At 41.8% G+C, this 5,231-nt stretch carries 2 protein-coding genes; both read left to right on the top strand.

Features of this window, described 5'->3' with window-relative positions:
• Positions 1–626: 626 nt before the first annotated feature.
• Positions 627–1,304, top strand: a complete 678-nt coding sequence (locus IM479_RS10925) for a C40 family peptidase (RefSeq protein WP_287684707.1) — start codon at positions 627–629, stop codon at positions 1,302–1,304.
• Between the two features lie 225 nt (positions 1,305–1,529).
• Positions 1,530–4,634 carry an efflux RND transporter permease subunit gene (locus IM479_RS10930; RefSeq protein WP_287684708.1) on the top strand — a complete coding sequence of 1,035 codons (3,105 nt, stop codon included), beginning with the start codon at positions 1,530–1,532 and terminating at the stop codon, positions 4,632–4,634.
• Positions 4,635–5,231: the final 597 nt, after the last annotated feature.

Below are 5,231 nucleotides of genomic sequence, written 5' to 3' on the forward strand. Positions count from 1 at the left end.
ACAAAACGGGGTTCCGACTAAAGTATTGCCGCTCGCGCAGGCTAGAGACTCTCTCCCCTGAAACCTATAATGGACAAGGTTTTCGCGTCACCTTTTCAGCAAGGGCATCTACATTATAAAAGATACCAAATGGATTCTATAATAGACCTCTTGTAAAAACCCAAAATTGTTGTTAGGGTTAGGAGTCAGTAGTCAGGAGAATTAAAGATGAATAATAAGCCATTAAATAGTCTATTTACAGATTTTATGCCATTTAATCCTTATTTTTGCGGTTTTTGAAGCCTGAAAAGTTAATTATGCAAGAGGTTTAATAATTTTTCAGGGATTCGGTTCGGTTATAGATTAAGCTGCCCGCACATTTGAATTGGTTGTTGAGATAAGGCAAGAGGTAACAGGCAAGAGTTAACAGCAAAGGGATTGGGGGAGATTGAGTTAATCTAAGGATAGGCGGTTAAAATGCGTCTTAGATTATCTTTGTGGCCAAGAATTAAGAGAGGTGGAAACTTGAAGATGACAGAACTAAGGTTATTCTCCTTATTTATTTTATCATTAAATCCTCGATTTTATACCTTGGCTTTTGGCTAGTTGGGCAGTTTTTTCTGTCAATAAATTCTGATCTATTTTTTATGAAAATCATCTCTCTTACCCCATCATTCACCCAGGAATATCTCTGTATAAAAGACTTAAATCTCTACAATTCTCCCAGTTGTCAAGAGTTAGCGACCCAAGCACAACAGGGAAGACAATTAAAATTTATTTCCCTAGAAATTACCGAAAAAGGGCTACAAATTCAGCTAAGGGAAGATAATTATTTAGCTTGGTTATGCGGAGAAGATTTAGATGCAATTGCGGTGGCCACCACAGCTTATCAAAAAATTCCTCTAACTCGTTCAGACATAGAAAAACATATTCCTGAGATTATCACTTTTACTCAGGAAGCAAGGAACCGTACCAATCATTATCTCTGGGGTGGAACCCTTGCACCTAATTACGATTGTTCAGGATTAATCCAGGCCGCTTTTGCCACTTTTGGCATTTGGTTGCCGAGGGATTCCTATCAACAGGAGGCTTTTTGTCAAAAAATAAACCGAGAGGAATTACTCCCAGGAGATTTAATTTTTTTTGGTGATAAAAGAGTTAATCATGTGGCGTTATATCTAGGGAATAATCAATATATCCACAGTTCAGGAAAAGAAACAGGTAACAATGGTATCGCTATCAATCTACTTACTGATGATAGGGATAGCGTCAGTCGTCATTATTATCAAAAATTATGGAGTTTCGGTCGAGTTATGCACAATTAATCAGTTATCAGGGAAATGGGGAAATGGGGAAATGGGGAAATGGGGAAATGGGGAAATGGGGAAATGGGGAAATGGGGAAATGGGGAAATGGGGAAATTTCAACTAAAACCCCAAAACCCTAAAACCCCAAAACCCTAAAACCCTAAAACCCCAAAACCCTAAAACCCTAAAACCCCAACCCCTAACCCCCAACCCCTAACTCCTCACTCTCCCCCATAGGTAATTATGTCAGAAAACATCTCCCTAAGCGGTCTATCAATTCGTCGTCACATAGGAGTATTGATGTTAACTATAGCAGTTATCATCATCGGTCTTTTTTTTCTAAATCGTTTACAAGTAGATTTGCTTCCTTCTATCACTTATCCCCGCATTAGTTTAAGGATGAATGTACCTGGAGTTTCCCCGGAAGTTATTCTCGAAGAAGTAACTAAACCCCTGGAAGAAGGAATGAGTGCCACCGAGGGAGTAGTACAAGTTTATTCAGAAACTCGCGAGGGAAGGATGCGAGTAGATTTATTTTTTCAACCGGGGGGAGATTTAAATGTCGCTTTAAATGAAGCTACCGAAAGTTTTAATCGTGTCCGACAAAATTTACCCGATATTATTGAGGAACCGCGCTTAAACAAATTTGAACCCTCTCGTTTACCCGTCTATGAATTCGCTCTCGTTTCTGATACCCTACCCCTAAAAGATTTAAGATTATTTGCTGATGAAGAATTAGGGAGAGAATTAGGATTTGTGGAAGGAGTGGCAATAGTGGACGTGATTGGGGGAGTTAGAGAAGAAATTCAAGTTAATATTGACCTGCAGCGATTACAATCTTTAGGAGTGGGATTAAATCAGGTTTTAGACACCCTAAAAAGACGCAATCAGGACATCTCTGGGGGCCGACTACAGGGAGAACCCGGGGAACCTTTAACCCGCGCGGTGGGGAAATTTAAAAACGTAGCGGACATTCAAGATTTAGCACTGACCGATAGTAATAATCCCGAAGAAAAAATCTATCTGCGGGATGTGGCCAGAGTTATCGATGGGACAGAAGAACAAAGAATTTTTGTCACCCTAAATGGAAAAAATGCCGTGAGGGTTAGCGTCCAAAAACAACCGAATGCGAACACAATTGCTGTGGTAGAAGGGGTCAAAAAACGCATTGCAGAATTAAAAAAATCCGGGTTAATCACCGGGGGAATACAAGTCGTCCCCACTACTGATGAGTCTGTATTTATCCAAAACGCGGTTAATAACGTGGTTTCGTCGGGACTAGCGGGGACAATTCTAGCAGGATTGACTGTATTCGTCTTTCTCGGTTCCCTGCGACAGACTTTTATCATTACCCTAGCGATTCCTCTTTCTACCCTCGTCGCAATTATCTGTATGAAGTTATTCGGGTTATCGATAAATGTGTTTAGTTTGGGAGGATTGGCCCTAGGGGTGGGTATCGTGGTGGATAATTCCATTGTCATGCTGGAAAATATTGCCCTCAAAGTTAATCAAAACCAAAATAAGCGAGATTTTTTAGAAATTGCCCGGAATAGCAGCCAAGAGGTAGAATCTGCTTTATTGGCCTCCACTGCGACTAATCTCGTCTCTATCCTGCCATTTTTACTACTGGGTGGTTTTATTTCCCTGCTGTTTAACGAGATTATCCTCACTATCAGTTTTGCTGTGGCCGCTTCTCTCCTCTGTGCGTTAACCGTTGTTCCCATGTTGGCCAGTCGTTTGTTAAATATGCGGGTTTCTAGTGGTATCCATCGGTTTTGGCTCTTAAGAGTCTTTAGTCAACGTCTAGAAGGTTTAACCATTCTCTACGGTCGTTTTTTAGCTAAAATCATCCTCTACAGAATACCTGTTATCCTGCTGGCCTTTTTAATTTTAGGGGGAAGTAGTTTTTATCTCTGGCAATATATCCCCCAAGAAGTCTTTAGTCGTATTCAAACTGGACAGGTGAACGTTTTTGCCCAATTTCCCCCCGGTACCAATTTAAATACTAACCGTCAGGTGATGCGGGAAGTAGAAAAGATTTTATTATCACAACCAGAAACTGAGTATGTTTTTACTACCAGTGGCGGTTCTCTTTTTGGCACAACTACCAATGAAAATATTTTGCGCGCTTCTAGTACGATTAATCTCAACAAAGGCACTAATACAGAAGCATATATCGAACGCATGAGCAAAGCACTAGAGCAATTAAACCTCGTTAACGTGCGTTTGCGTCTCACCCCTGGTCAAGTGCGCGGTATTATTCTTAATAACTCTCCCTCCGTTGGTGCTGACGTGGATGTGATGTTACAGGGACGCGATGGGAAAACTCTAGAGCAAGCTGGTGAAGAAATCCTCAGTATTCTCGATGAAAAAGTCCCTAGTGCGCGTTTTCGTGCCGATGCTGACCCCAGACAACCAGAAATCCAGATTAAACCCGATTGGACGCGCTTAAATAGTTTGGGATTGAGTACCCTGGAAGTGGGACAAACGCTACGGACCGCTATTCAAGGATCGATACCCACCCAACTGCAACGGGGAGATAGATTAATCGATATCCGGGTGCAATTGGACCCCAACTTGCGGCAAAAAATTAGTGACATATCACAAATACCTATTTTTGTCAATAGGCAAGAAGATTTAAAATTAGCAGATATTGCCCGGATTGAAGCGGGAAAAACCCCCGGGGTCATCCAGAGAATCAATCAGCGTCAAGTTTTTATTATTATCGGCAGTTTAGTCGAGGGTGCGAAATTAAGTGACGCACTCGTGGGGGTACAATCGGTTTTAAATTCCACTCCCTTACCCGATGGTATCAGCATTTTACCCAGTGCTGCCGCCACGTCTAATCAAGAAATTCAGGGTTCTTTGGGTTTATTAGCGGGTTTATCGGTATTTTTAGTCTTTGTGGTCATGGCCGTGCAGTATAACTCGCTCATAGACCCTTTGGTGATTATGTTAACCGTTCCTTTAGCCCTAGCGGGCGGAATTTTTGGACTATATTTGACCAAAACCCCGATTAATGCCATTGTCATCGTCGGGGTGGTTTTATTGGTGGGCATTGTGGTTAATAACGGGATTATTATGGTGGAATTAGCGAATCAATTGCGGCAAGAATTCGGTTTTACTCGACTACAAGCCATTTTAAAGGCCGCTCCCCAACGTTTACGACCAATTTTAATGACTACCGTGACCACGGTTTTAGGTTTATTTCCCCTCGCTTTAGGATTGGGAGAGGGGGGAGAATTTCTGCAACCTTTAGGAATTGTCGTTTTTTCGGGTTTGTCTTTAGCAACGCTGTTAACTCTGTTTATTATTCCCTGTTTTTACGTTTTATTCTCCAGAAAATAATCCCCTTCCACAGTGGGGTGTGGGGAAGTGGGGAAGTGGGGAAGTGGGGAAGTGGGGAAGTGGGGAAGTGGGGAAGTGGGGAAGTGGGGAAGTAGGGAAGTGGGGAAGTAGGGAAGTGGGGAAGTGGGGAAGTGGGGAAGTGGGGAAGTGGGGAAGTAGGGAAGTGGGGAAGTAGGGAAGTGGGGGAATTTCAACTAAAACCCTAACACCCCCCGCAACGCGCACGCAGTGACCACCCTAACACCCCAACACCCTATCACCCTATCACCCTATCTCCCGACTCCTGACTTCTAACCCAATGTTGGCTAAAGATAAGCAAAAATTATTTATTGACTCCAAAAACTTGAGAATATTTAAATTAACATTTCGCAATATTTATAAATTCTTAAGAATTAATTGAGAAAGATTTTTATTTAACAACGATGTTGCAATGGTTACAGCGATTTGATAGAATTTCATAGTCGGTTACTATGTGCTTTTTTGGGCAGCAACGGTTGAAACCCTTGCCACACCTAGAAGGTAATCCTGATTAAGACGGGTAAATTAGTCAATTTCACCCACAACGATGATCTTTTTTTTGTGTAGTTTTATTGCAAA

Source organism: Microcystis sp. M165S2 (assembly GCF_020245885.1).
Classification (GTDB): Bacteria; Cyanobacteriota; Cyanobacteriia; order Cyanobacteriales; family Microcystaceae; genus Microcystis.

Bases quoted from the DNA above. Each gene is read 5' to 3' on its own strand.
- IM479_RS10925 (WP_287684707.1), top strand. From the start codon at position 627: ATGAAAATCATCTCTCTTACCCCATCATTCACCCAGGAATATCTCTGT.
- IM479_RS10930 (WP_287684708.1), top strand. From the start codon at position 1,530: ATGTCAGAAAACATCTCCCTAAGCGGTCTATCAATTCGTCGTCACATA.